The organism is Streptomyces sp. NPDC014676 (assembly GCF_043084105.1).
Classification (GTDB): Bacteria; Actinomycetota; Actinomycetes; order Streptomycetales; family Streptomycetaceae; genus Streptomyces.
Genome location: NZ_JBIBZI010000003.1, coordinates 584,394 through 609,103 on the forward strand (window position 1 = coordinate 584,394; position 24,710 = coordinate 609,103).

At 72.5% G+C, this 24,710-nt stretch carries 21 protein-coding genes and 2 pseudogenes; 13 read left to right on the top strand and 10 right to left on the bottom strand.

Annotated elements, in window-relative coordinates; genetic code table 11:
* Positions 1-2 precede the first annotated feature (2 nt).
* From ACF1DX_RS11250 to ACF1DX_RS11265, 4 genes are all read right to left on the bottom strand, one after another.
* The gene (locus tag ACF1DX_RS11250; protein ID WP_391790927.1) at positions 3-2,381 is read right to left on the bottom strand and encodes a glycoside hydrolase family 3 N-terminal domain-containing protein; all 2,379 of its coding nucleotides are present in this window, start codon (positions 2,379-2,381) and stop codon (positions 3-5) included.
* A 121-nt stretch (positions 2,382-2,502) separates the two neighbouring features.
* Positions 2,503-3,399 carry a carbohydrate ABC transporter permease gene (locus ACF1DX_RS11255; protein ID WP_391790928.1) on the bottom strand — a complete coding sequence of 299 codons (897 nt, stop codon included), beginning with the start codon at positions 3,397-3,399 and terminating at the stop codon, positions 2,503-2,505.
* Position 3,400: 1 nt separating this feature from the next.
* Positions 3,401-4,303: a carbohydrate ABC transporter permease gene (locus ACF1DX_RS11260; RefSeq protein WP_391790929.1), complete on the bottom strand. Its 903-nt coding sequence runs from the start codon at positions 4,301-4,303 to the stop codon at positions 3,401-3,403.
* Positions 4,300-5,610: an extracellular solute-binding protein gene (locus tag ACF1DX_RS11265; RefSeq protein WP_391790930.1), complete on the bottom strand. Its 1,311-nt coding sequence runs from the start codon at positions 5,608-5,610 to the stop codon at positions 4,300-4,302. The genes ACF1DX_RS11260 and ACF1DX_RS11265 overlap by 4 nt, the downstream gene beginning before the upstream one ends.
* Positions 5,611-6,016: 406 nt before the next feature.
* On the opposite strand from ACF1DX_RS11265, the gene ACF1DX_RS11270 reads away from it, so the two are divergent.
* Positions 6,017-7,045: a LacI family DNA-binding transcriptional regulator gene (locus ACF1DX_RS11270; protein WP_391790931.1), complete on the top strand. Its 1,029-nt coding sequence runs from the start codon at positions 6,017-6,019 to the stop codon at positions 7,043-7,045.
* A gap of 19 nt (positions 7,046-7,064) precedes the next feature.
* Here the strand turns inward: ACF1DX_RS11270 and ACF1DX_RS11275 are convergent, their stop codons facing one another.
* The 5 genes and pseudogenes from ACF1DX_RS11275 to ACF1DX_RS11295 form a co-directional block, all read right to left on the bottom strand.
* Positions 7,065-7,706, bottom strand: a complete 642-nt coding sequence (locus ACF1DX_RS11275) for a superoxide dismutase (protein WP_391790932.1) — start codon at positions 7,704-7,706, stop codon at positions 7,065-7,067.
* 72 nt (positions 7,707-7,778) lie between these two features.
* Positions 7,779-7,979 (bottom strand): hypothetical protein, encoded by a 201-nt coding sequence (locus ACF1DX_RS11280; RefSeq protein ID WP_391791201.1) that lies wholly within the window; start codon positions 7,977-7,979, stop codon positions 7,779-7,781.
* A gap of 157 nt (positions 7,980-8,136) precedes the next feature.
* Positions 8,137-8,562, bottom strand: a pseudogene (locus tag ACF1DX_RS11285) (hypothetical protein); the annotation flags it as partial.
* Entirely contained in the window at positions 8,444-9,157 is a 714-nt protein-coding gene (locus ACF1DX_RS11290; RefSeq protein ID WP_391791189.1) for an HpcH/HpaI aldolase/citrate lyase family protein, read from the bottom strand. The pseudogene ACF1DX_RS11285 and the gene ACF1DX_RS11290, both read right to left, overlap by 119 nt.
* A 116-nt stretch (positions 9,158-9,273) precedes the next feature.
* Positions 9,274-9,819, bottom strand: a complete 546-nt coding sequence (locus ACF1DX_RS11295) for a GNAT family N-acetyltransferase (protein WP_391790933.1) — start codon at positions 9,817-9,819, stop codon at positions 9,274-9,276.
* A 126-nt stretch (positions 9,820-9,945) separates the two neighbouring features.
* On the opposite strand from ACF1DX_RS11295, the gene ACF1DX_RS11300 reads away from it, so the two are divergent.
* Genes ACF1DX_RS11300 through ACF1DX_RS11345 form a run of 10 tightly spaced genes read left to right on the top strand, consistent with a single transcriptional unit; the run spans position 9,946 to position 21,191 of the window.
* Positions 9,946-11,202 carry an ATP-grasp domain-containing protein gene (locus ACF1DX_RS11300; RefSeq protein ID WP_391790934.1) on the top strand — a complete coding sequence of 419 codons (1,257 nt, stop codon included), beginning with the start codon at positions 9,946-9,948 and terminating at the stop codon, positions 11,200-11,202.
* Complete coding sequence (locus ACF1DX_RS11305; RefSeq protein WP_391790935.1) at positions 11,199-12,047, top strand: Rossmann-like domain-containing protein; 849 nt, start codon at positions 11,199-11,201, stop codon at positions 12,045-12,047. Before ACF1DX_RS11300 ends, ACF1DX_RS11305 begins: the two co-directional genes overlap by 4 nt.
* Positions 12,044-13,126 (top strand): PLP-dependent cysteine synthase family protein, encoded by a 1,083-nt coding sequence (locus ACF1DX_RS11310; RefSeq protein WP_391790936.1) that lies wholly within the window; start codon positions 12,044-12,046, stop codon positions 13,124-13,126. Before ACF1DX_RS11305 ends, ACF1DX_RS11310 begins: the two co-directional genes overlap by 4 nt.
* Positions 13,123-14,184: a dipeptide epimerase gene (locus ACF1DX_RS11315; protein ID WP_391790937.1), complete on the top strand. Its 1,062-nt coding sequence runs from the start codon at positions 13,123-13,125 to the stop codon at positions 14,182-14,184. The genes ACF1DX_RS11310 and ACF1DX_RS11315 overlap by 4 nt, the downstream gene beginning before the upstream one ends.
* Positions 14,168-15,448 (top strand): MFS transporter, encoded by a 1,281-nt coding sequence (locus ACF1DX_RS11320; protein ID WP_391790938.1) that lies wholly within the window; start codon positions 14,168-14,170, stop codon positions 15,446-15,448. Before ACF1DX_RS11315 ends, ACF1DX_RS11320 begins: the two co-directional genes overlap by 17 nt.
* Positions 15,445-16,251 carry a class I SAM-dependent methyltransferase gene (locus ACF1DX_RS11325; RefSeq protein ID WP_391790939.1) on the top strand — a complete coding sequence of 269 codons (807 nt, stop codon included), beginning with the start codon at positions 15,445-15,447 and terminating at the stop codon, positions 16,249-16,251. Before ACF1DX_RS11320 ends, ACF1DX_RS11325 begins: the two co-directional genes overlap by 4 nt.
* 11 nt (positions 16,252-16,262) lie before the next feature.
* Positions 16,263-17,858 (top strand): ABC transporter substrate-binding protein, encoded by a 1,596-nt coding sequence (locus tag ACF1DX_RS11330; protein ID WP_391790940.1) that lies wholly within the window; start codon positions 16,263-16,265, stop codon positions 17,856-17,858.
* Positions 17,855-18,808: an ABC transporter permease gene (locus ACF1DX_RS11335; RefSeq protein WP_391790941.1), complete on the top strand. Its 954-nt coding sequence runs from the start codon at positions 17,855-17,857 to the stop codon at positions 18,806-18,808. Before ACF1DX_RS11330 ends, ACF1DX_RS11335 begins: the two co-directional genes overlap by 4 nt.
* On the top strand, positions 18,805-19,623 hold the full coding sequence (locus ACF1DX_RS11340; RefSeq protein WP_391790942.1) for an ABC transporter permease subunit: 819 nt from the start codon (positions 18,805-18,807) through the stop codon (positions 19,621-19,623). Before ACF1DX_RS11335 ends, ACF1DX_RS11340 begins: the two co-directional genes overlap by 4 nt.
* Positions 19,620-21,191, top strand: coding sequence for an ABC transporter ATP-binding protein (locus ACF1DX_RS11345; RefSeq protein ID WP_391790943.1), 1,572 nt, complete (start codon positions 19,620-19,622; stop codon positions 21,189-21,191). Before ACF1DX_RS11340 ends, ACF1DX_RS11345 begins: the two co-directional genes overlap by 4 nt.
* Positions 21,192-21,368: 177 nt before the next feature.
* On the opposite strand, the pseudogene ACF1DX_RS11350 reads toward ACF1DX_RS11345, so the two are convergent.
* Positions 21,369-21,926, bottom strand: a pseudogene (locus ACF1DX_RS11350) (RNA-guided endonuclease TnpB family protein); the annotation flags it as partial.
* On the opposite strand from ACF1DX_RS11350, the gene ACF1DX_RS11355 reads away from it, so the two are divergent.
* Both ACF1DX_RS11355 and ACF1DX_RS11360 read left to right on the top strand, forming a co-directional pair.
* On the top strand, positions 21,886-22,656 hold the full coding sequence (locus ACF1DX_RS11355; protein WP_391791190.1) for an RNaseH domain-containing protein: 771 nt from the start codon (positions 21,886-21,888) through the stop codon (positions 22,654-22,656). The pseudogene ACF1DX_RS11350 and the gene ACF1DX_RS11355 overlap by 41 nt on opposite strands.
* 30 nt (positions 22,657-22,686) lie before the next feature.
* Entirely contained in the window at positions 22,687-24,432 is a 1,746-nt protein-coding gene (locus tag ACF1DX_RS11360) for a lysyl oxidase family protein (protein WP_391790944.1), read from the top strand.
* Positions 24,433-24,710 lie beyond the last annotated feature (278 nt).

Genomic DNA, 24,710 nt, shown 5'->3' on the forward strand with positions numbered 1-24,710 from the left:
GTTCAGGGGGTGGGCGGCTCCTCCACGATCGTGGCGTGCAGGCGCCGTGTGTGGTCCACGTGGCGCTCGGCCCCGGTCAGCACGAGCCTGGCCGTCAGGCGGGGATCCGCGCTGGAGGCGGCCACCCGCACCTGAAGCTCACCGGGTTCGACGATCCGGCGGCCGTCGCGGCCGGTGAAGGAGGCGACGTCGGCCGGGACGGTGACGCTCAGGCGCCGGGTCTCCCCCGGCTCCAGTGCCACCCGGGTGTAGCCGACGAGGCGCTGCACCGGCTGGACGACGGAGGCGACCGGGTCGTGCAGATAGAGCTGGACGACCTCCGTGCCGGACCGCTCCCCCGTGTTGCGGACGGTGAAGGAGAACGCGAACTCGCCGTCCGTCGGGGCCTGCTCGGCCCGCACCGTCAGGCCGGTCCAGTCGAACCGCGTGTAGGACAGGCCGTGTCCGAAGGCGAACGCGGGGGTCGGGTCGACGCTGGACGCCGTACCGGCGTGCGCGAGCCGCGCCCCGAGGTAGGTGGTCGGCTGGGATCCCGGGTCGCGCGGCACGCCGACCGGGAGACGTCCGGAGGGGTTGACCCGGCCGCTGAGCACCCCGGCGATCGCGTGCGTGCCCTCCTCGCCCGGGAAGAAGGACTGCACGATCGCCGCGGACTCGGCGACGGCGCGGCCGAGGACGTACGGCCGTCCGGCGAGCAGGACGGTGACCACGGGTGTCCCGAGGTCGAGCAGGGTGTCGAGCAGGTGCTGCTGGGCGCCGGGCAGGGCCAGCGTCCCGGCGTCACTGCCCTCGCCGCTGGTGCCCCGTCCGAAGAGTCCGGCGCGGTCGCCGAGCACCACCACGGTGACGTCGGCCCCGCGCGCCACCCGCGCGGCCTCGTCGAGACCGGAGAGGTCCCCGTCGTCGACGCCGGTGCCGCGGGCATGGGTGATCTCGGCGTCGGGGAACTCGGCGGCGAGTGTCTCGCGCAGGGTGGGCAACTCGATGCCGAGGGGGGTGCCCGGGTGGCGGACCCCGATGTGCTGGGGGAAGGAGTAGCTGCCCAGGACGGCGGCGGGGTCGTCGGCGTTGGGGCCGATCAGGGCGATGCGGCGCGGCCTGTCGAGCGGCAGGGTGCCGTCATTGGTGAGCAGGACGACCGCCTTCTCGGCGATCTCGCGGGCCAGTTCCCGGTTCTCGGGCCGGTCCAGGTCGATCCGGCCGCGCAGGGCCTCCGGGTCGTCCGCCTCCGGCCCGTCGAGCGCCGCCGGTACGGGGTTCCAGTCCGGGTCGAGCAGGCCGAGGGCCACCTTCTGGGTGAGCACCCGGCGCACGGCGCGGTCGACCAGCCGCTCCGGGACCCGGCCGTCGGCGACGGCCCCGGTCAGGGGCGCGCCGTACGTCTTGACGTTGGGCAGTTCGACGTCGATGCCCGCGCGCAGCGCGGTGCCGGCGGCGCCCGCCCAGTCGGCGGCGACGCCGTGCAGGGTCTTGAGGAAGGCGATGCCGAAGTAGTCGGCGACGACCGTGCCGTCGAAGCCCCAGGTGTCGCGGAGCAGCCCGGTCAGCAGGTCCTCGTCGGCCGCGGAGGGCATGCCGTCGGTGTCGGTGTAGGCGTTCATGACGGAGCGGGCGCCGCCCTCGCGGATCGCCATCTCGAACGGCGGCAGCAGCACGTCGGCGCGCTCACGCGGCCCCACGGAGACGGGGGCGAGGTTGCGTCCGGCGCGGGAGGCCGAATAACCGGCGAAGTGCTTGAGGGTGGCGACGGTCCCGGCGGACTCCAGGCCCTGGACGTAGGCGGTGCCGATGGTGCCGACGAGGTACGGGTCCTCGCCGATGGTCTCCTCCACCCGGCCCCAGCGGGCGTCGCGGACCACGTCCAGGACGGGAGCGAGCCCTTGGTGGACGCCGACGGAGCGCATGTCGCGGCCGATGGCGGCGGCCATCCGCCGCACCGCGTCCGGGTCGAAGGTGGCGCCCCAGGACAGCGGGACGGGGTAGGCGGTGGCGCCCCAGGCGGCGAAGCCGGCCAGGCACTCCTCGTGCGCGAGCGCGGGGATGCCGAACCGGTTCGTGGCGGCGATCCGGGCCTGGGTACGGGCCAGGGAGAGGGCGCCCAGGGCGGGGTCGACCGGGACGGTGCCGAAGGGGCGGGTGAGCTGGCCCAGTCCGGCGGGCAGGAGCACGTCGAGGTCGACGGCCTCCTCCATGTCGTGCTGGTGCGGGGCCACTTCGCCCCCGTCGTCGGAGGCGCCCACCCACACGCCGTACAGCTGGGCGATCTTCTCCTGAAGGGTCATCGCGCCGATCAGCGCGTCGACCCTCGCGGCGACGGAGGCGGTGGGGTCGTTCCAGAGGGAGATCGTGGAGGTGTTCTCTGCGGCCACGTCGGCGTTCACTTTCCTCCCATGGCCGTCGGGCCCTGGACCAGGGCGGGACGGGCGGACCGGTGGACGAGGGGGACTTCGGGCGAGGCGGACCGCGTGGCGCCTCGGGCGTCCGCGCTCGTGTGGGCGTGGGTCAACGGCTGAACCCCGCGGTCAGACCGCTCAGCAGCTGGCGGCGGCCGAAGGCGTACAGCACCAGGACGGGCAGGGTGGTCAGGACGACGGCGGCGAGCACGGCGGGAACGTTGACGCCGTACTCGCCCTGGAAGGTCCACAGGGCGAGCGGCAGGGTCCGGCGGTCCGGGCTCTGGGTGAGGACCAGCGGCAGCAGGAATCCGTTCCAGACGGTCAGGGCGTTGAAGATGCTCACGGTGAGGACGGCCGGCCGGGTGAGCGGTGCCGCGAGCCGCCACAGTGTCGTCCATTCGGTGGCGCCGTCGACCCGCATCGAGTCGAACAGCTCCTTGGGCACGTCGCGGATGAAGTTGGCGAGCACCAGCACCGACAGCGGGATGGCGAAGGCGATCGACGGGAGGATCAGCGCCGTCAGGCTGTCGTAGAGCCGCAGTTTGATGATGATCAGGTAGACGGGGATCACCGTGGCCTGCAGCGGGATGGCCAGGCCCATGAGGAACAGTCCGTTCACGGCCCGCAGGAACCGCATGCGCCAGCCGCGGACGATCGCGTAGGCCGCCATGAAGGAGAACACCACCGCCGGCACCACGGCGCCGACGGTCACCACGACGCTGTTCACGAAGTAGCCCAGGAAGTCGGACTCGACGACCAGCCGGTAGTTCTCCAGTGTCGGGTCGCCCGGCGGCACCAGCGGGTTGCTCGCGTAGTAGCGGCTTCGCTCCTTGAGGCTGGTGATGAGGGTCCAGTACAGGGGCACGGCGACGACGGCCAGCCAGAGCCATCCGGCCAGGCCCCCGGCCCAGTTGCGCCGGCGGGCCGACGGGCGGGAGGAGTGGTGTCCCTCCCGGTGGGTGGTCTTCCGCGGTCGTCGTGTGCTGGTGAGCGTGGTGGTCACGTCAGGCCCCCTCGAGTTGGCTCGCGCCGGCGTCCCGGCCTCCGAGGCGGCGCAGCAGCAGGGCGAGGGCGAGTCCCACGAGGACCAGGATGACCGCGATGGCGCTGGCGGGTCCCATCAGGCCGGCCTGGAACCCCCGCTTGTACATGTCCAGGGCGAGGACCCGGGTGGCGTCGCCGGGGCCGCCCTCGGTCAGGACGAAGATGAGGTCGAAGAAGGTCAGCGACCCGACGACCATCAGCGTGGACGAGGTGATGATGGTGTACTTCAGCTGCGGCAGCGTGATGCCGAAGAACTGCCGGATCCGTCCGGCTCCGTCCAACTGCGCCGCCTCGTACAGGGACTTCGGGATCTGCTGGACGCCGCCCTGGTAGATCAGGGAGTGGAACGGGACGAACTGCCAGGAGACGACGAAGACGACGACCGAGAACGCGAGCCAGGGCCGGCCCAGCCAGTCCTGGCTGAGCGCCCCGACGTCCAGCCCGGCGCCGAGCCCGAAGTTGGGGTCCAGCAGGGCCTTGTAGGCGATCGCGATCGCCGCGGAGCTGAGCATCAGCGGGACGAAGTACACCACGCCCAGCACCGCGCGGTAGCGCTGGCGGCCCGCCAGGAAGGTGCCGAGCAGAATGCTCAGCGGTGTCTGCACGAGCCAGGACACGGCCATCACCAGGAACGTCACCCACAGGGCGTGCGGCAGCCCGGGGTCGGTGAGCACCTCGCGCCAACTGGTCAGTCCCGTCGGGCGGATGGCGCCGATGCCGTCCCAGGTGGTGAAGCTCAGCGCGAAGACGCCGATGAGCGGGACCACGGCGAAACCGACGAAGAACAGCAGTGCCGGTGCCGCCAGCCACGGCAGAACACTGCGCGGCTCACGATGCCGCGTACGGCCGGTGAGCGCGCTCATGCGCCGGTGACCGCGTTGAGGTTGCTCGCGAACTGCTGTGGCGAGATCGACAGCTGGAACAGTTTGACGATGTTGTCCAGCAGTGTCTCGGCGGCCGCCGGGCTGAGCGCCTGGTCCCAGGACTGGACGAACACCTTGGCCTTGCTGGCGATGTCGTAGGTGAACTGGAGGAAGTCGGCGTTCTCGGAGGCGGCCAGCAGTTTCTCCGTACCGAGCCGGATCGGGACCGACCCGGTGCCGATCCACTTCCTCACCTCCTCGTCCTGGAGGACGCCGGTGGCGAAGAACTCCTTCGCGATCTTCTTCTGTTCGGCGCCGGCCTTGGCGGAGATGGACAGGTAGTGGGCGGGGTTGCCGACCGTGTCGCTCTGGTCGCCCTTGCCGCCCTCGACGGGCGGGAAGGTCATGTAGCCGAGCGAGCCGCTGGGGACGAAGTCCCCGCCGTCGGTCTGCTGGATGCCGTACGACCAGGTGCCGTGCAGCATCATGGCGGCCCTGCCGGTGTACAGCAGCGCCTGGTCGGCGTTGGAGTCCGCGGTGATCGAGGAGAAGCCCTTGATGAACCCGTCGGCCTCGACCAGGTCCTGCAGTGCGGTCAGCGCCTTGATGGCGTCCGGGTGGGACCAGGCGTTCTTCTCGCCTTCGACGGCGGCCTGGAAGACCTCCGGACCGCCGATGCGGTCGAACAGGAACTCCAGCCACATCATGTTGGTCCACCGGGACTGGCCGCCGAGTGCGAACGGCGCTATGCCCTTGGCGTTGAACCTGGGCACCAGCGCCATGATGTCGTCCCAGGACTCCGGTGGTTCCACCCCGACCTGGTCGAAGACCTTCCTGTTGTAGTAGAGGACGATCGGCTGCACGGTCTCGCACGGCATCGCGTAGATCCTGCCGTCGACGGTCGCCGCGCCGAACGAGGACGGGAACAGCCCCTTCTTGATGTCGGGATGCTCGTCGAACCACGAGGTGAGGTCCTCGACCTGCTCCGCCTCCGCGTAGGCGCGCAGCGTCCCGCCGCCCCAGCCCCAGATGACGGTGGGCGCCTTCCCGGCACCGATGGCGGTCTTGATCTTCGTCTTGTACGCGTCGTTCTCGTAGGTCGTGTCGTCGATCCGCTCGTCGGGGTGGGCCTTGTTGAACGCGTCCACGGCACCGGCCCTGACTCCTTCCTGCGGCTGTCCGTTCAGGTACCAGTAGGTGGCACCACCGCCCTTGCCGGGTCCTGACGAGCCGCCGCACGCGGTCAGCGCCGCGGAGGCCGGGACGGCGGCCGCCAGGCCGAGGAGGGTACGTCGAGAGAGCGCCATGATGTTCTCCGCACTCGAGAGCCGTCGGCTTCTCGTGAGTCGTGGTGATGAGTCATGGTGAAAGGTTTTCGAAACTTCTTTCCTCTAGCTCTGTTCGTGCAAGCTAGGTTTCGACCTGATGCCGTGTCAAGATGCGTGAGTTCGCTTTCCCGTGGGGAAGATCCGCGTGTGGAATCGGCGTCCGAGCAGTGCTCCAGGAATCCGGGCGGGGTTCGAAACTGTTTCGAAAAGGCCGGTCGGGGGCGGGAGTGACGTCATGGCCGGGGGCTGACACACTGCCGGTGCAGGTCACACCGGACCGTCGGCGTCCGGTGCCGGCTCACCGGTACGGTTGACCGGCTCCGTCCGCGTGGCCGGCCCGACCGGCGGACAGCCACACCGGTGGACCCACGGCTGAGAGGAACCGATGCGACCGAACGCCAGGCGCACCACGTTGGCGGACATCGCCCGAGCGGCCGGGGTCTCCGTCGCGACCGTGTCCAAGGTGGTCAACGGACGCGGTGACGTGGCGCCGCACACCCGCGTCCGGGTGCAGGAGCTGCTGCGTCAGCACGAGTACCTGGCGCCCGTCTTCCGCCACACCGAGACCGTCGAGAACCCGACCATCGAGGTGCAGTTCCAGGGCGGCCTCAAGTCGTACGTGGCGGAGACCCTTGAGGGCATCATCGACTCGGCCGCCGCGTCGGGAGCCTCGGTGGTGGTCGGCAAGGTGTCCGGCGCCCCGCACTGGGCCCGGGACCTGGTGGCGGCCGGGCGCCGTGCCGTCATCGCGGTCACCAGCGTGTACACCGCGGCTCACCTGAACGAGCTGGCCCGGTCCGGGCTGCCGCTGGTCGTGCTGGACCCCCTGCACCTGCCGGACAGCCGGGTCCACAGCGTCGGGGCGACCAACTTCGCCGGCGGTCTGGCCGCGACCCGGCACCTGCTCTCCCTGGGCCACCGCCGCGTCGCCTATCTCGGCGGACCGGCCATGGCCGTCTGCAACCAGGCGCGCATGCACGGCTACCGCGCCGCCATGGAGGCCGAGGGAGCGCGGGTACCGGACGGCTACGTACGGCCGGGGGAGTTCACGTACGAGTCCGGACTGCTCGGTGCCACGGCGCTGCTGGACCTCGAGGAGGCCCCCACGGCGGTCTTCGCGGGGAACGACGAGATCGCCCTCGGCGTCATCGAGACCGCGCGCGCCCGCGGCCTGCGCGTTCCCGAGGACCTGAGCGTGGTCGGCTTCGACGACACGAGCCTGGCCCGGATGTCCTCGCCGCCCCTGACCACCGTGCGCCAGCCGCTCCGGGAGATGGGCGCCGCCGCCCTGCGCACCGCCCTGCGGCTGGCCAACGGCGAGAAGACCGACTCGCACCACGTCGAACTCGCCACCGAACTCGTCGTACGCGCCTCGACGGCACCGCCTCGCGAGGAGGCGTCGGCGCAAAAATGAGCACGGGCGGCGGCGTGTGTCAGGGGGCGAGCAGCAGGCTGTCGCCGCGCTCCTTGGCGGCGGTGTAGCGCCGGGCCACGTCCTGCCAGTCGACCACCTGCCACATGGCCTCGATGAAGTCGACCTTCTGGTTCTTGTACTGCAGGTAGAAGGCATGCTCCCAGGCGTCGAAGACCAGGATCGGGGTGGAGCCCTGGCCGACGTTGCCCTGGTGGTCGTAGACCTGCTCGACGATCAGCCGGCCGCTCAGCGGCTCGTAGGCGAGGACGCCCCAGCCCGAACCCTGCGTGGTGGCCGACGCCTTGGACAGCTGCGCCTTGAAACGGTCGAAGGAGCCGAAGGACTCGGCGATCGCGTCCGCCAGCTCCCCCACACCGTCCTTCTCCAGCGGCTCGCCGCCTCCGTCACCGGTCATGTTGTGCCAGTAGATGGAGTGCAGGATGTGCCCGGAGAGGTGGAAGGCCAGGTTCTTCTCCAGGCCGTTGACCGAGCCCCACGTCCCCTTCTCCCGCGCCTCGGCGAGCTGTTCGAGGGTGTCGTTGGCCCCCTTCACATAGGCCGCGTGGTGCTTGTCGTGGTGCAGCTCGATGATCTCGGGGCTGATGACCGGGGCGAGTGCCGCGTAGTCGTACGGGAGCTCCGGGAGCGTGTACAGCGCCATGTCCAACGTCCTCCGCTGTTATTGCAACTCATGTGCAAGTGCAGGCTAACAGCAGGAGACGTGGCCTCATGGCTACTCCGGCACCGCGCCCAGCGTCTTCAGGACGCCGTACACACCGACGCACAGGATCGCCGCGCTGCTCAGGACCAGGGCCGCGGTGAGCCAGGGGTTGGCGCGGAAGCGCTTCGGGACTCCGGTGCGACGCAGCCGCCACACGGCGACGACCACGGCGAGCAGGAAGATCCCGCCGCCGATGCCACCGATCTGCACCATCAGGACGGCCGAAGCCGACGACGCCGAGGGTCCGGCCGTGCAGTTCCGGGCCGAAGAGCTTGGGCCAGCCGCCCCCGGTGACGGCGGTGTGGGAGGCGCTGATCCGGCGGGCGGCGTCGAGGACGAGGCCGAAGGTGTACTCGGCGACGGCCCGGGAGTTGGAGCCGGGCGCGAAGACCACGGGGATGCCGCGTTCGCGGGCGGCGGCGACGTCGATGGTGTCGGTGCCGACGCCGTGCTTGGCGATGACCTTCAGCCGCGGGGCGGCGTCCATGACCTCGGCGGTGACCGGGTCCATGCCGGCGACGAGCGCGTCGGCGCCGGCGATCCGGGCGAGCAGTTCGTCGTACGGCAGCGCCCGGTCGTCGTACGGGCGGACCGGGCCCGCGCCGCCGTCGGCGAGGAGGGTCCAGGGGCCGGGCGAGTGGTGGGCGTGGTGATGAGGGTGGTGCGGGTGGGTGTGCTCATGCCCGGCCGCCCTTCCGTGCCGCGTCCAGGTGGGTGGCGGCGATCTGCTGGAGGTGGACCACGTCGGCGGCGACGGAGGCGAAGGTGAAGCCCTCGTCGAGCCGGCGGGCGGCACTCACGCCGTCGCCGTTGTGGATGCCGGCGGCGATGCCGGCGGTCGCGGCGGCCGTGCGGATGCGGGTGAGGGCCTGCTCGAACGCGTCGGCCACGTCCGGGTCGGTGGAGGTCCTGCCCCCGATGGCCAGGCGCAGGTCGGACGGCCCGACGTAGATGCCGTCGAGTCCCGGGACGGCGCAGATCTCCTCGACGTCGGCGAGCCCGCCGGCGGTCTCGATCATGGCGAGGACGGCGGTCTGCTCGTGGGTGTCGGCCGGGTCCGGGCCGATGCGGAGCTGGGCGCGCATGGGGCCGTAGGAGCGGCGGCCGTACGGCGGGGAGCGCACGGCGGCGACCGCGTCGGCGGCGTCCTGCGCGGTGTCGACGAGCGGCACGATGACGGCGGCGGCGCCCGCGTCGAGCGCGCGGCCGATGTACGTGGGATCGTTGGCCTCGACGCGGACCATGCCGACGGCGGTGGAGCCGCGGGTGTCGGTGGCGATGGGGTTGTTCAGCAGGCCCTGGTAGCCGAAGAGGCCGTGCTGGGCGTCGAAGGCCAGGTAGCCGTAGCCGAGCCGGGCGAGGCGTTCGGCGGCGACGGGCGAGTCGAGCAGCGATCAGTAGCCGATGAGGCGCTGGCGGTCGCGCAGTGCGGCGGTGAAGTGCGCGGCGGTGGTCATGAGGCGGCTCCGGCCGGTGTCTTCGCCGGGCGCCGGCCCGCCCCTCCCGCTCAGAACGGGATCTCGAAGTGGACGGTGGCCACCCCCGGGCCGTGTTCGCCGGTGGTGCGGGCGTCGAAGATCTCCTTGGCCGTACTGCGCCAGAAGGCCTCCGCGCCCTCGACGTCCACGTTGGTGTGCAGGTAGAGGGAGTCGTAGCCGGGGGTGTCCGCGACGAAGTCGCGGGCCGCGTCGACCAGGGTGCGGGCGAGGCCCCGGCGCCGGTGCTCCGGGCGGACGTAGACGCGGACCAACTGGGCGGTGGTGCCGGACGGATAGCGTTCGGCCAGCCAGCGGGGGTGGGGCGGGTGGGCCGGGCCCGTCGAGTGCACACCGGTGGTGGCGACCACCTCGCCGTCGTGGACCGCCACGAGCAGGAGGTGGCGGGGGTCGTCGAGGTAGGTGCCCTTGAGGTCCGTCACGTCCCGGTGCCAGCGGGGCACATAGCCGTATCCGAACTCCTTGTAGAACGTGTCGAGCATGACGGCGCGGGCACCGTCGGTGTCCGCGGGTGTCGCGGGACGCACGGTGTAACCGGCGGGCGCGGTCCGACTCATCGCGAGGTCCTTCCGTATCGGGGTCCTCACAATACCTGACAATGAAAATGATTACCGATATCGTGGCGTCGGTCGCGGCCCTGGCGTCAGGGCCGCGCCGTACGCGACGACACGAAAAGGGGAGCCGTGGCTCATCTGCTGGTGGTCGAGAGCTGGGTCGGATCGATGAGCAGGCTGCTGCCACGGGCGATCCGGGAGAGCGGACACGAGTTCACGTTCCTCACCCGCGACCTGCACCACTACCTGCGCTCGGCACCCGAGGGCGCCTCGCACCCGCTTCTCGGGGCGCGCAACGTGATCACCGCGGACACCAACGACACCGAGACCCTGCTGCCCCGGGTGGAGCGGCTGCACTCGGTGCTGGGCTTCGACGGGGTGATCACCTCGTGTGACTACTACCTGCCGGTGGTGGCGCGGACGGCCGCCCGGCTCGGGCTGCCCGGACCGGCTCCCGAGGCAATCGAGAACGCCTGCCGCAAGGACGCCACCCGCCGGGTCCTGGCCGACGCCGGGGTGCCCGGACCACGGTTCGCGGTGCACGAGGAGTGGGCCGAACTCGCCCGTTCGGCACGGGAGATCGGCTACCCGCTGGTGGTCAAACCCGTCGACCTGTGCGCCGGCATGTACGTGCGGCGGGTGGACGACGAGGAGCGACTCGCCGCCGCCGTCAAGGCGCTGAGCGAGTTCCCGGTCAACGCGCGCGGGCAGCGGCGGGCGCCCGTCGTGCTGCTCGAAGAGCTCCTGGACGGTCCGGAGGTGAGCGTCGAGACCGTGTCGCACGCGGGCGCGGTCCATGTCGTCGGCGTGACCGACAAGAGCGTCGGCGGGGCACCCGCGTTCATCGAGACCGGGCACATGTTCCCCGCCGCCCTGTCGTCCGCGGACGCCGAGGCGGCCGAGCAGACCGCGCTCGGCGCGCTCAAGGCGCTCGGCCTGACGGACGGCGTGGTGGCGCACACCGAGATCAAGCTGACCTCCGCCGGGCCGCGCGTGGTCGAGGTCAACCCGCGGCCCGCCGGGAACCGCATCACCGAGCTCATACGGCATGTCACCGGCACCGACCTCGCCGCGGCCTTCGTGGACGTCTGTCTGGGCCGCGCCCCCGACCTGCGGCGCACGGACACCGGACTGCGCAGCGCCGCCATCGGTTTCCTCGTGCCGGAAACGGCGGGCACGCTGGAGGCGCTGGACGCCGGCCTTGTGCGCACCGCGCCGGACGTGCTGGAGGTGCAACTCGCCGAGCCGGGACGGCAGGTGAAGGCGGCGGGCAGCAACAACGAGTACCTGGGGCACGTGATGGCGGGTGACCCGGCCGGCACCGGCGCCCGCGCCCGGGTCGAGTCGCTGCTCGGCGAGCTGCGGTCCGGGCTGGTGGTCCGATGAGCCCCGCCGCCCCGGCGTCCGCCCGCGCGGCGACGTACGACGAACTCCTCGCCCTCGCCCGCGCCGGCGAGCTGGGCCCGGATCCGGCCACGCTGCGGATCTCCGTGGCCTTCACCACCCGGCAGGCCGTACGGCACGAAGGGCGCGGCACCGGTTACCGCAACGAGGTGCTCAGCCTGCGGCTGGCGGAGGCCGTCGGCAGTTGCGCGGTCGAGCCCGGCGCGCTGCCCGACAGCGCGGTGGAGGACTGCGTCGGCACGGATGTGGCCCGGCTGCTGGAGCATCCGCTGCTTCCGGTGCGGGTGGCCGCGCTCGACGCGTACCTGATGCACGTCACCCCGCACGCCCCGGAGAACGGGGCGCGGCCCGTCGCCCTGCCCGCGGGGACGTCGCTGGAGAAGTCCCGGGCGCGGGCCGAGGCCGTCGCCGGACTGCTCGTCCTGCCGCCCGGAGCGACGGTGCTCGTGGTCGGTGTCGTCAACTCCCTGCTGGAAGCGCTGCGTTCACGAGGACTGGGATACGTCCCGTGCGACCTCAAGGGCGGCGTCACGGAGTGGGGCGAGCCGGTCGTCACCGACGCCCTCGCCGCCGTCGGCCGGTGCGACGCGCTGCTCGTGTCGGGGATGACGCTCGGCAACGGGAGCTTCGAGCCGCTGCGGGAGCACGCCCTGCGGCACGGCAAGCAGCTGGTGATGTTCGCCCAGACCGGCAGCGCCGTACTCCCGCGCTTCCTGGGTCACGGGGTGAGCGCGGTGTGCGCGGAGCCGTACCCCTTCTTCTGGCTGGACGGCGGTCCCGGCACCGTCCACCGCTATCGCGCCGACCGCCCGGGAGGCACCCGGTGACCACCACCGCCGCCGTACGGCCCGACGCCCGCCCGGAACTGCTCACCCTGCTCGGCCGTACCCCCGTCGTCCGCATCACCGCCGGCCTGCCCGGACCGCACCCCGGTTTCTGGGCCAAGCTCGAAGGGCTCGCCGCGGGCGGGATGAAGGCACGGGCCGCCGTCTCGATGCTGATGGGCGCCCGTGAGCGCGGTGAACTGCGGTCCGGCGCCCCGGTGGTGGAGTCCACCTCCGGCACCCTCGGCATCGGGCTCGCCTTCGCCGGGCAGGCCCTCGGGCATCCCGTCGTGCTGGTCTGCGACAGCGAACTTGAACCGTCCATGCGGCAGTTACTGCGCTCGTACGGGGTGCGGCTGGAGATCGTGGACCGGCCCGCACCCCAGGGCGGCTGGCAGGCCGCACGCCTCGCCCGGCTGCGCGAACTGCTCGCCGTGCTGCCCGGCGCCTACTGGCCCGACCAGTACAACAACCCGGACAACACGGCCGGTTACGCCTCGCTGGCCGCCGAACTCGCCTCCCAGCTGGACCACTTGGACGTCCTGGTGTGCAGTGTGGGCACCGGTGGGCACAGTGCCGGCGTCATCGGGCCGCTGCGCCGGCACTGGCCCGCGCTGCGGCTGATCGGCGTCGACTCCACCGGCTCCACCATCTTCGGCCAGCCCGCCCGGCCCCGGCTGATGCGCGGCCTCGGCAGCAGCATCCATCCGCGCAACGTCGCCTACGACGCCTTCGACGAGGTGCACTGGGTCGGCCCGGCCGAGGCCGTGGACAGCTGTCGCCGGCTGGCCCGGGGCAGTTTCGTCAGCGGCGGCTGGAGCACCGGCGCGGTCGCCCGCGTCGCCGCCTGGGCGGCACGGGTCCACCCCGGCGCGGTCGTCGCCACCGTCTTCCCCGACGGGCCGCACCGCTACCTCGGCACCGTCTACGACGACGACTTCACCACCGCCCACGGCGTCGACCCGGACGCGGCGGCCGCCCGCCCCGTGCAGATCCCGCACCCGAACGCGGCCGAGGCCACCGGCTGGGCGCGGTGCACCCGCGTCACCGACCCGCTCGCACGTCCGGAAGAGGACCAGTGAGGACCGGCCTGCGCACCGTGCGCCTGGAACTCACCGAGCCGCTGCGCATATCCCGCTCGACGATGTCCGCCCGTGACGCCGTGTGGCTGAGCGTCGAGCACGAGGGCGTGACCGGTCACGGCGAGGCCGTCAGCAGCGTCTACTACCGGCTCGACGCCGAGAGTCTCGGACGCCACTTCACCGCTGCGGGTGCGGACCTGGTCCGCTTCCCCGACCCCGAGAGCGCCCTGGAGGCCCTGCGCACAGGTGAGCCGGCCGTCGCCGACACTCCCCCGGCCGTGACCGCCGCCGTCGGGGCGGCCCTGCTGGACCTCGTCGGCAAGCGCGCGGGCAGACCCGTCCACCGGCTCCTGGGCGCCGCGGACACTCCGGTCGCGGCCACCGCCCGCACCATCGGCATCACGTCCCCCGCGCACGCGGCGGCGCAGGCCCGCTCCCTCGCGGCCGGCGGCTTCGAGGTGCTCAAGGTCAAGGCGGGGGCGGCCGATCCCGAGGAGGACGTCGAGCGCGTACGGGCCGTCCGGGACGCCGCGCCCCGCGCGCGGCTGCTTCTCGACCCCAACGGCGCCTGGACCACCGGGCAGGCGCAGGCGCTGCTGCCCCGGTTCGCCGCGCTCGGCGTCGAGGCCGTCGAGCAGCCCCTCGCCCCCGGCGACCCGGAGGCCCTGGCGGCGCTGGCCGAGCGCTCACCGCTGCCGGTCGTGGCCGACGAGGACGCCGTGGACCTGGAGGACGTGCGCCGCCTGGCCGGGCGCGTCCACGGCGTCAACGTCAAGCTCGCCAAGTGCGGCGGAGTGCACGCGGCCCTGCGCATCGCCGAGTTGATCGACGGCAGCGGCACGGAGCTGATGCTGGGCTGCCTGGCCGCCAGCACGCTGGGGCTCGCGCCCGCCGTGCACCTCGCCGACCGGGCCCGCTGGGCCGACCTGGACGGGCATCTGCTGCTCGCGCACGACCCGTGGACCGGCATCGGCGGCGAGGACGGCCGGGTACGGGCGAGCGGCCTGCCCGGACTGGGCGTCGAGCCGCGGGAGGGGCGCCGTGCGGACCTGGCATGAGATACGCCGCTTCCCGCTCGCCGTTCAGCTCCTGCTGGTCAACCAGCTCGGCGTCAACACCGGCTTCTATCTCCTCATCCCCTACCTCGCCACCCACCTCACCGAGAACCTGGGCATGTCGGCCGCCGTCGTCGGCGTCGTCCTCGGGGTCAGGAACCTCAGCCAGCAGGGCCTGTTCGTCATCGGCGGCTCCGCCTCCGACCGGCTCGGCGCACGGGGCGTCATCATCGCCGGCTGCGCCCTGCGCACCGCCGGGTTCGCGCTGTTCGCGCTCGGCGACCACCTGGCCGTCCTGCTGGCCGCGTCCGTCCTCAGCGGGTTCGCGGGGGCGCTGTTCAACCCCGCCGTCCGCGCCTACATCGCGCAGGAGGCCGAGGAGCGCAGGGCCGAGGCGTTCGCCCTGTTCAACGTGTTCGCCACCACCGGCGCGCTGATCGGGCCACTGCTGGGCAGCGCGCTGCTGCTCGTGGACTTCCGTACGTCGGCGCTGACCGCCGCCGGGATTTTCGCGGTCCTGACCGTCGCGCAGGCCCTGGTGCTGCCCGCCCGGCAGGTCGAGCCGAGCGGGGGCGGTGTGCTCGCCGACTGGCGGGAAGTGCTCGGCAACCGCGCCTTCCTGGCCTTCGCGCTCGCCATGGCCGGCCTGTTCACCCTGGAGAGCCAGCTGTACCTGCTGCTGCCCGACGGCGCTCGGCAGGCCACCGGCTGGGACGGCGCCGCCGGTCTCGTCTTCCTCGTCGGCGCCCTCGCCAACCTCCTGTTCCAACTGCGCCTCACCCGCGCGCTCAAGCGACGCGGTGACCCCGTCCGTTGGGTCGCGGCCGGGCTCGGCCTCACGGCGCTGGCCTTCCTGCCGCCCATCCTGGCCACCACGGCGTCCGGCAGCCCGGACGGTGTGGCCGACGCGGCGCTGCGGGTGCTGCCCGTGCTGACGGGAGCCCTGCTGCTGTACCTCGGGGTGATGGTCGCCCAGCCGTTCGTGATGGACATGGTCCCCGCCTTCGGCCGCCCCGGCCTGACCGGCACCTACTTCGGGATCTTCTACGCCGTCTCGGGCGTCGCCGCCGCGGTCGGCAACACCGTCGTCGGCTGGGCCATGGACACCGGGCGGCACGGGGACGCCGCGTGGCTGCCGTGGGCGTGCTGCGCGCTGGCCGGGCTCGCCTCCGCGCTCGGCGTCGTCCGGCTGCGCCGGCTGGGGTCGCTGCCCGCGCCGCAGAAGCCCGCCGTACCCGCGCCCGCCCGAGGAAGGACCCCGGCATGACGGACAACCTGCTCACCGACAACCCCACGCTGTACGAGGCCCGTTTTCCCGACCCCGGCCGGCTGGCCGGACGCTGGACGGAGGACTGCCTGCGGCGGCACGGCTCCGGCAAGCGCGTGCTGGACCTGGGCTGCGGCACCGGCCGCGACGCCGCCCATCTGCACGGCGTGGGGCGCGAGGTGACCGGCGCGGACCTCTCCGAGGCGATGCTCGCCCATGCCCGCGAGCGCCATCCCGGACCCGATTACATCCGTGCCGACCTGCACGGATTCGACCTGGGGCAGGGGGTGTTCGACGCCGTGGTGTGCCTGGACAGCGCCCTGCTGTACTGCCACACCAACGACCAGCTCGACGGCTTCCTGTCCTCCTGCCGCCGTGCGCTGGCCCCGGGCGGCCTGCTCGTCGCGGAGATGCGCAACGGCGCGTACTTCCTCGGCCGCACCGACCTGCTCGACACGCCCCGAGTCAACGAGTTCACCTGGCGGGGCACCGTCCACCGGTCCGTCACCACCCTCACGGTGGACCGTACGGACCAGTTGCTGCGCCGCAGGCGCGTGTGGACCGCGGACGACGGGTCCCGGCCCGTCGAGCAGCGGTCCGCGTGGCGGCTGCTGTTCCCGCAGGAGCTGCGCCACCTGCTGGCCGCGCACGGTTTCGAGGTCCTGGAACTCCACGACGGACCGGGCCCGCGCACCGAGCCGCCGTGGCACGAGGGCCTGCTCCCCGGCCGTACCACCGACGCCGACCGGCTGCACGTGGTGGCCCGTTCGACCAAGCCGCCCACCGGCACGATCACACCCTGAAGGAACCGCACATGCACGACGAATCCACCCGCCGTCACCCCTCCCCGGACCGCTTCCCGGAGCTGCGCCGCCGCGGCTTCCTCGCCGCGACCGGCCTCGGCGCGCTCACCCTGGCCGGATGCGGCGGCGGCTCCGGTTCCGGCGACGGCGAGGGCAAGGGCGACGGCTCACCGAAGAAGGGCGGGCGGCTGCGCGCCGCGTTCGCGGGCGGAGGCGCGAGCGAGACCCTCGACCCGCACCTCGCCAACCTGTTCGCCGACGCCGCCCGCGCCAAGGCCCTGTTCGACAAGCTCGCCGACTACGGCGCCGACCTGTCCGCCCGGCCCCGCCTCGCCGAGAAGTGGGAGTCCAACAAGGCGCTGGACCGCTGGCAGGTCACCCTGCGCGAGGCCACCTTCCACGACGGCAGCCCGGTCACCGCGAAGGACGTCCTCTACAGCTACCGCCGTATCGCCGACCCGAAGCAGGCCTTCCGCGCCAAGGCGTCCCTGGAGCCCATCGACCTCGACGCCAGCCGCGCCACCGGTGAACGCGCCATCGAGTTCGTGCTCAAGCGGCCCACCGCCGAATTCCCCAACGTCCTGGCCGCGTTCGGCGCGTACATCGTGCCCGAGAACGCCACCGGGTTCGACAAGGAGCCGGTCGGCTCGGGTCCGTTCCGCTTCGTGTCGTTCACGCCGGGCCGCTCGGCGGTGTTCCGCCGCTACGACGACTACTGGGAGGGCGCCCCCCACCTCGACGAGATCGAGTTCGTCGTGGCGAACGAGGAGTCGGCCCGGGTCAACGCGCTGCTCGGCGGGCAGATCGAGTACGCCCACGAGCTCAACCCCACCACCGCCCGCGCCCACGAGGGCAAGGGACAGATCGAGATCGTGCGGCTGCGGGGCAGCGCCATGCAGGCGTTCTGCATGAAGACCGACCGGCCGCCCTTCGACGACGAGCGGGTGCGCCAGGCGTTCTTCCTCATCGCCGACCGCCGGGAACTCGTCGACGGCGCGCTGTCCGGCGCGGGCGAGGTCGGCAACGACCTGTTCGGCAAGGGCTACGAGTACTACGCCGACGGTCTGCCCCAGCGCGAACAGGACCTCGACAAGGCCCGCGCCCTGCTCAAGCAGGCCGGCGCCGAGAACCTCAAGGTGACCCTGGACACCTCCGCCGTCGCCGCCGGGTTCACCGAGGCCGCCAGCATCTTCCGCGACCAGGCGAAGAAGGCCGGGGTCACCGTCGAGGTGAAGATGGGCAGCAAGGACTCCTACTGGAGCGACATCCTCGACAACGGCGCCCTGTGCTGCTACCGCTCCGGCGCCATGCCCATCGAGGCGCACATCTCCCAGCGGCTGCTCACCGACTCCTCCACCAACGCCACCAAGTGGCGGCACAAGGACTTCGACGCGCTGTACCAGCAGGCCCAGTCCACCCGCGACAAGACCGAACGTGCCGCCGTCTACGAGCGCATGCAGCGCCGCCTGTACGGCGAAGGAGGCTTCCTCATCTGGGGATTCGCCGACTGGATCATCGGCACCGCCCGCACCGTCAAGGGCGTCGAGACGGACGCGCCCGCCAACACCCTCGACTGGGCCCGCTTCGACACGGTGTGGCTCGCGTGAGCGGACTGCGCTCCTTCGTCGCCCGGCGGCTGCTCCTCGGCGCGCTGCAGACCGTGGCCGTGGTGCTGCTGGTCTTCGCGCTCACCGAGGCGCTGCCGGGCGACGCCGCGGTCGCCCTCGCCGGTGACCAGCCCGACCCGGCCCGCATCGCGGCCATCCGGGAGGCCATGCAGCTGGACCGGCCCGCGTGGGAACGGCTGGCCGACTGGACGGCGGGGCTGCTCCACGGCGACCTCGGCACCTCCCTGGTCTCCGGCCGTCCGGTGAGCCAGTACCTCGCCGACGGCTTCGGCCCCACCCTGCTGCTGGCCTCGCTGACCGTGGTGCTGCTCGTGCCGGCCGGGTTCGGGCTCGGGGTGCTGGCCGCCCGTCACGCGGGCCGGCCGGCCGACCGGCTGATCAGCTCCGTGACGCTCGCCGTGTACGCCGTTCCCGAGTTCGCCCTCGGTGTGCTGCTGGTGACCGTGTTCGCCCTGCGTCTCGGCTGGCTGCCGCCGACCGCCGTCGGCTACGGCACCGACCTGCTCGCCCACCCGGCCGCGCTGGTCCTGCCCGTGCTGGTCCTGCTGTCGCGGCCCGTGTGCTCGCTGGTGCGGCTGGTGCGCGCGGGCATGATCGACGCGCTCGCCTCCCCGTACGTGGCGCAGGCCCGCCGCTACGGCGTGTCCGGCGCCCGCGTCCGGTACACCCACGCGCTGCCGAACGCCCTGGCTCCCGCCGCTCAGCAGCTCGCCCGCACCGTCGACTGGCTGCTGTGCGGTGTCATCGTCGTGGAGGCCCTGTACGTGATCCCCGGGCTCGGCACCGTGCTGCTGGGCGCCGTCGCCGAACGCGACGTGCCCGTCGTCCAGGGGCTGGCGGTGGTGTTCGGCGTCCTGACCGTCGTACTGAACCTGGGTGCCGACCTGGTCGCCCACCGGCTCACGCCGCGGGCGGGGGTGGCCGCGTGAGGACGCCGCGTACGGGCCGCTTCGCATTCGGCCTCACGATCGTCGCCGTACCCCTTCTCCTCGCCCTGCTCGGCCCGGTGTTCGCGGGCGAGCCGGGCCCGCGGGCCGCGTCCTTCACGCTGGGCGACGGCCACTGGCTCGGCACCGACTTCGTGGGCCGGGACGTGTGGCGGCAGGTGCTGCACGGCGGGCGGCCGGTGGTGCTGACCGCGCTCGCCGCGACCGCCCTGGCCTACCTGGTGGCCCTCCCGGTCGGTCTGGTCAGTGCGCTCACCCGGCACCGTCTGCTGGAGGAGCTGCTGATGCGGCCCCTGGACGTGCTGCTCGCCGTCCCGTCGCTGCTGCTGATCCTGCTGGCCGCCACGGTGTTCTCACCGGGCGCCGTCGGTCTCGCCCTGCTGGTCGCCCTGGCCAACGTGCCCGACGCGGCCCGGCTGGTGCGCGCCGCCGCCGCCGAGGCCGCCGCCCGGCCCGCGGTCGAGGCGCTGCGCATGCAGGGCGAGACGTGGTGGCGGACGGCCGTCGGCTACGTCGGCCGCTCCATGCTGCGCACCCTGGCCGCCGACGCCGGCACCCGGCTGACCGGCGTGCTCTACCTGGTCGCCACGGCCGCGTTCCTCGGTGTCGGTGTGGCGCCCGACGCCGCCGACTGGGCGGTCATGGTCGACCGCAACCGCACCGGCCTGTTCGTCCAGCCGTGGGCCGTGGTCGTCCCCGCCGTGCTGATCGTCGCGCTGACGACGGGGACGAACCTCCTCTTCGACGCCGCGCTGGACAAGGGCGCCGGACGGACAAGGAAGGAAGCACGTCCGTGAACCACAAGCACACGGTTGTGGATCCCGTGGCCGAGATCCGCGGTCTGCGCGTCGTCGTCGACGGCCGGGCGATCGTCGACGGGGTGAGCCTGCGGGTCCTGCCCGGCAGGGTGACGGCGCTGATCGGCGCGTCCGGCAGCGGCAAGACCACCACCGGCCTGGCCCTGCTCGGCGAGTACCCGGCGGGCGCCCTGGCCACCGGCGACGTACGGGTGAAGGACGGCGGCCTCGTCGGCTACGTACCCCAACACCCGGCGGCGGCGCTCAACCCCGCCCGCCGGATCTCCGCGCTGCTGACCGACATCGCCCGTGCCCAGGTGCGTCACCTGCCGGTGCGGCAGCGCCGGGCGGCGGCCCGCGAACGTGTTCTGCGTGCGTTGACCGAGTCACAACTGCCCGACGCCGAGACCCTGTTGCGGCGCTATCCGCACCAGCTCTCCGGCGGTCAACAGCAACGCGTCGTCCTCGCCCAGGCGTTGCTGCTGGGCGCGCGCGTCATCGTGGCCGACGAGCCCACCACCGGCCAGGACGCCCTGACCAAGAGCCGTATCGTCGAGCGGTTCAGGGCCGTCGCGGCCCGCGGCATCGCGGTGGTGCTGCTCAGCCACGACCTGGACGTGGTGCGCGCACTGGCCGACGAGGTGGTGGTCCTGCGGGCGGGCCGGGTCGTCGAGTCGGGCCCGGCCCAGCGGCTCCGGTCCTCGCCCCGGCACGAATGGACCCGTGAACTGCTGGACGAGCGTACGGAGTCGCCGCTGCCCGACGCCCCGACCGGCAGCGCCGAGCAGCCCGTCCTGCGGGTGCGCGGGCTGACCGCCCGCCACCGCGACGGCACCCGCGGCACGGCGGTCGTTCTGCGTGCCCCCGAACTCGACCTGTACCCGGGCCAGTCGCTCGCCGTCGTCGGCCGGTCCGGCAGCGGCAAGACCACCCTGGCCCGCTGCGTCGCCGGCCTCCACCGGGACCACGACGGCGAGATCCTCCTGGACGGCACGCCGCTGCCGCGAAGCCTGCGCGACCGCACTCACAGCCAACTCGCGGCCGTGCAGTACGTCTTCCAGGACGCGCACGCCGCCTTCGACGAACACCGCCCCGTCGTGCGGCAGGTCGCCCGCACCGCGGTCCGCCTGCGCGGCACCGACCCGGACACGGCGACCCGGGAGGCGCTGACCACCCTGGCCGGCCTCGGGCTCCCGGAGAACCTGGCCCACCGGCACCCCGGCCGGCTCTCCGGCGGCGAACTCCAGCGCGCCGCCCTCGCCCGTGCCCTGCTCGCCCGCCCCCGCGTCCTCGTCTGCGACGAGATCACCTCCGGTCTCGACACGATCACCCGCCGGGGCATCCTCGACGTGCTCACCGCGCTGGTCCGCGACCGCGACCAACTGTCCCTCGTCCTGATCACCCACGACCTGGACACGGCCGCCCTGGCCCACCGCGTCGCCGTACTGGACGCCGGTGAACTCGTCGAACAGGGCCCGGCCCGGCAGATCCTGACCGCGCCGAGCCACCCGTTCACCGTCTCCCTCATGCGGACGACGGCCCGCCCGGCGGCGGGGACGGCCACGTGACGCACGTGCCGCTCGACGTGTGATCAGTGGCCCACCGAGAAGGTGGCGTCGGCGCGGTCCGTGGTGGTGCTGACCGGGTCGACGCGCAGGGCGTAGCCGGAGTGGCGGATTTGACCTGCCCCTCGGGCTGAAGCCCGAGGGTTCTGGCCTTCTCGACTGGTTGCTGTGCCGCTGTACGGCACGGGGTTCGGTCGGGAATCCGTGGCTTCCTGTCTCTTCGCGCTGCGCCGGGGTCGCTCCTGGTCTTACCGGCGCTCCGCAGGCCGATACCGCCGGTCCGGCGGCCGTCTTGACGTTGATCGCGGCGTCGTGGTCCCGGTCGTGGAGGGTGCCGCAGGCGCTGCAGGTCCATTCCCGCATGTTGACGAACGCCGACCATCCGGCGTCGTGGACGGACTCGGCCGGCCTGGTCCGGGCCGGTCCCGCCACCGACAGGTCCTCCACGGCGATCCCTTGGTTCTCGGAGATCAGCTTCGTGGAGAGCTGGTGGTGGAACTCGCGGCGCGCGTCGGCGACCTTCGCGTGGGCGCGGGCGACCTTCAGGCGGGCCTTGTCACGGTTCTTGCTTCCCTTCTGTTCGCGGGACAGCTCCCGCTGGACCTTCTTCGGCTTCTTCTCCGCGCGGCGCAAAAAGCGCGGGGAGTCGATCTTCGTGCCGTCGGACAGGACCGCGAAGTGGGTCAGGCCGAGGTCGATGCCGGTGGCGCGGTCGGTGTCGGGCATCCGCACGGCGTCGGCGGCGGCGTGGGCTGCGTCGAGCGGGGTGAGTCCGGCAGCGCGGGCCGTGACGCCGAGGACGGCCGAGGCGTTCGCGGAGCCCGGGGCGTCGGCCGGCAGTCACGGCGAAGGCGCCCGGTCCGGAACGCCCCGGGTCACCGGCGAGCAGCGGCGCGCCAACCTCGCGGAACAGTGGAAAGAGACCGCGGGATTCCTCCTCCGGCCGGTGCGGGTGCGCGGACGTGACGGGCGCGAGACCGCACAGTGGTGGGGCCTCGCCGAGCCCGGCAAAGCGCACGGACAGCCTGCCGGGTTCTGGGCACCGGCTCCGGAGCGCGGAGGCCGCGCCTCACCGGCCGATCGGATCCTCTACAGCACCACGGAACGCCCCGGCACGCACTCGATCTCGCCCAAGCCCGACCGGCAGATCGCCGCCCCTGGGCAGCGGGGCCGCCCTGCCTCTCCGTACCTCGTTCATGGCCGGGCCGCGCCCGGCAGCCGCTGGTGGAGCTGCCTCAGCCCGCCTCCGGGTGCGGCACCCGGCTCTTCGGCGAGCAACGCGGTAGCACTCCAGCGCCTCGTCCTGCCGTCCCAGCCAAGTCCGCCAGCCGGTAAGCGCTTTTCGGACAAACTGGAGGCGATCCGGGTGAGCAGAGACAACCCGGAGGGTGCCCGGCGGCCTCTCATGGTCCGAACAACGAGACCCCACACGTCAGTTGGGGTTGTGTCGCTCGCCCACGTTCCATGACGCACCCGAAAGCCGGAAGCACGAGGACTGATGACCAGACTCCAAAAGGGCCGCCCCAGCCGCCTGACCCGCCCCTCCATCGCCGTCGCCGCGGCCATCGCCGTGGCCGCGGGCGTCGTCGCCGCCGCGCCCGACGCGAAGTCCGAGGAGCCGACGCCGAAGCTCAGCCTGATCGCCGCCTCCACCTCCGTCACGCTCGACTCGTGGACGGAGGATCCCGGGGTCTATCTCGACCTCGGGACGTACCTCACCTCCGAGAACGGCGCCTTCGAGCTCAAGGTGACCCGGAAGTCCTACAAGGACCCGGTCGTCGCCCAGCAGATCCTCCGGAACGGGAAGAAGACCCGGACCAAGACGCTCCCCGCCGGGGTCGTGAACGACTTCGCCGGACTGCCGGACTTCACGCAGATCACCCTCACCGACGCGGCCGGCTCGACGGTGCTGGAGAAGACCGAGACGTTCTGCCCCAACAACGCCTCGGGGCGGGTCCGGCCGGACGCCCCCGCCAACTCGAAGTATCCGGAGAGCTGTCCGACGAACCCCTTCACCCTCGGTTCGGTATGGGGCGTCGAGAACGGCTGGGCGTCCAACACCTACTCGGGGCACTACACCGAGACGGTCCAGCTGGACGCCGGCACCTACACCGCCGAGATCAACGTGGCCAAGAAGTATCGTGATCTCTTCGGCATCGCCGACAAGCCGCAGACCGTCAAGGTGGTCGTCCGCGAGCGCAGTTGGGAAGACGAGGAGAGTGCCGGCGCCCGCAGCTCGGCGAAGACCACCGCCTCCGGGCACAGCGCCCACGCGCAGCACGACGCGCACGCGCAGCACGGGGCCGCCGCGGACACCCCGGCCCCCGGCGCCGTGACGAGCGGCGCCGGCCCCTCGTACAACGCCGGCCACGGACCCTACCCGTCGGCTCCGCCCGCCCTGCCGTGGGCGCTGAAGAGGAAGTCCCTGGGGCGGCAGGCCCTCACCACCGCCGAGGTCGGTGACAGTCCCGGGCAGACCGACGGTTCGCGGCAGGCACCGGGCGCCCAGCCCAACGCGAAACGGCCCGCCGGCAAGGCGTCCGTGCCCGACGTGCCGAAGCCCGACCTGCGCTCGCTGCCCGCGTTCGGCATCACCGTCAGCGACGGCTACGAGGAGGTGCCCGGCAAGGACTATCTCGCCTTCAGCGCCAACGTGTGGAACGCGGGCCCGGCCAAGCTCGTCGTGGACGGCTTCCGCTCCCCGGGCAAGGAAGTGATGGACGCCTACCAGTACTTCTACGACGCCGACGGCAAGCAGGTCGGATACACCCCGACCGGCGGCATGGAGTGGGACCCGCGTCCCGGCCACGAGCACTGGCACTTCCTGGACTTCGCCAGTTACCGGCTGCTGACGGCCGACCAGAAGGAAACGGTGCGCAGCGGCAAGGAGGCGTTCTGCCTGGCCAACACCGACGCTGTCGACTACACGGTGAAGAACGCCAACTGGCACCCGGACAACACGGACCTGTCCACCGCGTGCGGCCAGGAGAACTCCATCTCCGTCCGCGAGGTGCTCGACGTCGGCTCCGGTGACACCTACACCCAGGACCTGCCCGGCCAGTCCTTCGACATCACGGACCTGCCGAACGGCACGTACTACATCCAGGTCCTCGCCAACCCGGAGAACCGGCTCAAGGAGACCGACCACAGCAACAACAGCGCGCTGCGGGAGGTCGTCCTGGGCGGCGAGAAGGGCGCCCGCACGGTGACGGTCCCCCCGCACCACCTGGTGGACGCCAACTGACCCGCCCGTGACGGCCGGGGCGGCTCCGGCCCCAGAGACGAACCCGGAGCCGTCCCGGCCCGCCAGGACCTCCCGGCCGCGCACCCCTCCGCCCTCGCCGACGAGACCACCGACCGGAGCACCGCCCGCCGCCCGCCCCGGTGCGGTCCGGTGGGGAGTGGCATCCACTCACACGAAGGAACGAGGTGCGCACGAGGGACGCAGCGGGTCGGGACGAGCGGTATCGCGGCAGCGAACCGGTGTGGAAGGCCGAGCCCGACCGGTTCGTCGAACAGGAG